4 protein-coding genes are annotated in these 2,570 nt (G+C 73.9%); all 4 read left to right on the top strand.

The genetic code is table 11. From position 1 onward, the window contains the following. The coding region (locus tag AB0O00_RS35330; protein WP_363658800.1) for an MFS transporter at positions 1-652 on the top strand (652 nt) is incomplete at its 5' end. A 90-nt stretch (positions 653-742) separates the two neighbouring features. Next, positions 743-1,513: a dienelactone hydrolase family protein gene (locus tag AB0O00_RS35325; protein ID WP_363658799.1), complete on the top strand. Its 771-nt coding sequence runs from the start codon at positions 743-745 to the stop codon at positions 1,511-1,513. Positions 1,514-1,537: 24 nt separating this feature from the next. Next, a complete protein-coding gene (locus AB0O00_RS35320) occupies positions 1,538-2,089 on the top strand; it encodes an RICIN domain-containing protein (RefSeq protein WP_363658798.1) in 552 nt (183 codons plus the stop codon). 18 nt (positions 2,090-2,107) lie between these two features. Beyond that, on the top strand, positions 2,108-2,570 hold a 463-nt coding region (locus AB0O00_RS35315; protein WP_363658797.1), incomplete at its 3' end, for a VTT domain-containing protein.

The raw sequence follows: 2,570 nt of genomic DNA, 5'->3' as shown, positions 1-2,570 counted from the left end.
GGCCGAGGCGCCGCCGAGGTTCGCGCTGCCGCCGCGCAGTTCGCTGGTGATCGGGCTGGTCGGCTTCTGCGCCGTGTTCGCCGAGGGCGCCTCGATGGACTGGAGCGGCGTCTACCTGCGCGACGTCGCCGGCGCGTCGGCCACCGTCGCCGCCGTCTCCTACACGGCGTTCGCGCTCACGATGGCGGTCAGCCGGCTGGCCGGCGACGCGGTGATCCGCCGGCTCGGCGCCGTCCGGGCCACCCGCCTCGGCGGCGCCACCGCCACGGCGGGCGGGGTGCTCGTGGTCCTGGCCGACGAACCGGCGCTGGCGATCCCGGGCTTCGCGCTCATCGGCGTCGGCGTCGCGGTCATCGTCCCGCTGGCGTTCGCGGCGGCCGGGCGCAGCGGCCCCAACCCCAGCCAGGCCATCGCGGGCGTCGCCACCGTCACCTACACCTCGGGCCTGATCGCCCCGGCCGTCGTCGGCGGGCTCGCCCAGGCCACCTCGCTGCGCGCCTCCTTCGTCCTCGTCACCGCGCTCGCGCTCGCCCTGGTCCCGAGCGCCGGGGCGCTGCGCCGCAGCGAACGGAATTCCGCCGGCGACGTGCCCGAAAATGCAACCACAATGTCACCGAAAAAGCCTTCCGAAAACGATCTCTCGACGCTATGATGAGAGAAATCAAGGGGATTTCCCGCTAATATCGCCGACTGCCGGGCGCACTTCACGCCCGGCAGTTTCGCGATCCCGGAGGGATTTCCCGTGTGCTACGACGCCGACGCCGCCCCACCCGCCTTCACCCCGGCCCTCTGGGCCCTGGCCGAGGCCATGCCGCTCACCCTGACCTCGGCGGATGGCACCGACGTCGCCGCCTTCCTGGCCCGTCCGGAATTCTCCACCGGGCCGGCCGTCCTGCTGCTGCCGGACAACAAGGGACTTTCCGGTTTCTACCGCCACACCGCCGCCCGGCTCGCCGAACAGGGCCACCCGACGCTCGTCCTCGATTATTACGGCCGCACCGCCGGAGCCGATCCGGACGCCCGCCCGGCCGAATTCGGCGAGCTGCCGAATCTGCTCCCGCACCTGCTCGCCCTGACCCCGGACGGACTCGACGCCGACCTCACCGCCGGCCTCGACCGGCTCCGGGCGACCGGCGCCGCCGAGGTGGTCGCTCTCGGCTTCTGCTTCGGCGGACGCCAGGCCTTCCGCGCCGCCGGGCCCCGCTTCGGCCTGGCCGGCGCGGTCGGCTTCTACGGATACCCCGACGCGATCAACGGCGCCCCCGGGCCGACCCAGCTCGCGCCCGGCCTCACCGCTCCCGTCCTCGCCCTCTGGGGCGGCGCCGACGAGCACATCCCGCGCGCCGTCGTCGACGCCTTCGACACGGCCCTCACCGCCGCCGGCTGCCCGCACGAGTTCGTCACCTACCCCGGAGCACCGCACAACTTTTTCGAACTCGGCGCGGTCGAACACTCCGACGCGGCCCGGGACGCCTGGCACCGCCTGCTCGGCTTCCTCGCCCGACCGCGCTGAACCCACCCAAGGGGGAGCGATCCGATGACCCATCGCAGGAGACTCACGACGGCCGCCGCCGTCCTCGCACTCGCCGCCGCACCAGTGCTCGCCGCACCGTCCGCAGGGGCCGCCACCACCGCCACGACCGCCGACTTCGGACCCGCGGAGATCCGCACCGGGATGGGCGCGGGCCCGAACGACCTGTGCCTGGAGGTCGCCGACTGGCGCACCGACGACGGCGCCCCGGTCCGGATCTGGACCTGCACCGGCGGTGCCAACCAGAAATGGACCCAGACCGCGGGCGGCTGGATCAACCAGAACAGCGGCAAGTGCCTGGAGATCCCCGCCTTCAGCACCACCCCGGGCACCCAGGCCGGCCAGTGGACCTGCAACGGCGGCAGCAACCAGCAGTGGAGCGACCCGTCGGTCAGCCACGCCGGCACCCCCCGCCACATCGTCAACGCCAACAGCGGGCTCAGCCTGGACGTCGCCTGGGGCGTGATCGCCGACGGCACCGCGGTGATCCAGTGGGACTTCCACGCCGGGGCCAACCAGTTCTGGCACTACAACCCGGAGAAGGATCCGTACGCGTAGTGCCGATAGGCTCGGGCGGTGCCCGCACCAGACACAGCCCCCGCACCGCCCGAGCCCACCCCGCGTTCGCCGTGGTGGCGCTTCGCGCTGCTCGTCCTGATCCTCGGCGCCGCCGCCGGGTCGCTGCTGCTGTGGAGCCCGACGGCGTTCCTGCGCGACGGGCTGCCCGCCGGGGTGCCCGGGTACTGGCTCGCGCCGGCCTTCGTCACGGTCTACGCCCTCGGCACGCTCGCCTTCCTGCCCCGCCCGGCCCTCAACGCCGCCGCCGGGCTGCTGCTCGGCATCCAGGAGGGCACCCTGCTCGCCGTCCTCGGCACCACGCTCGGCGCGGCGGCGGCGTTCGGCCTCGGCCGGGCGCTCGGCCGGGACGCGCTGCGCCCGCTCCTGCGCGGCAGGATGCTGACCGCGCTGGACCGCCGCTTCACCGACCAGAGCTTCCGCAGCGTCCTGCTCCTGCGCCTGATGCCGGGCCTGCCGTTCC

The organism is Kitasatospora sp. NPDC093558 (assembly GCF_040683475.1).
Taxonomy (GTDB): domain Bacteria; phylum Actinomycetota; class Actinomycetes; order Streptomycetales; family Streptomycetaceae; genus Kitasatospora.
Note: the sequence above shows the minus strand (reverse complement) of the source record. Positions and strands in the feature narration are given on the sequence as shown.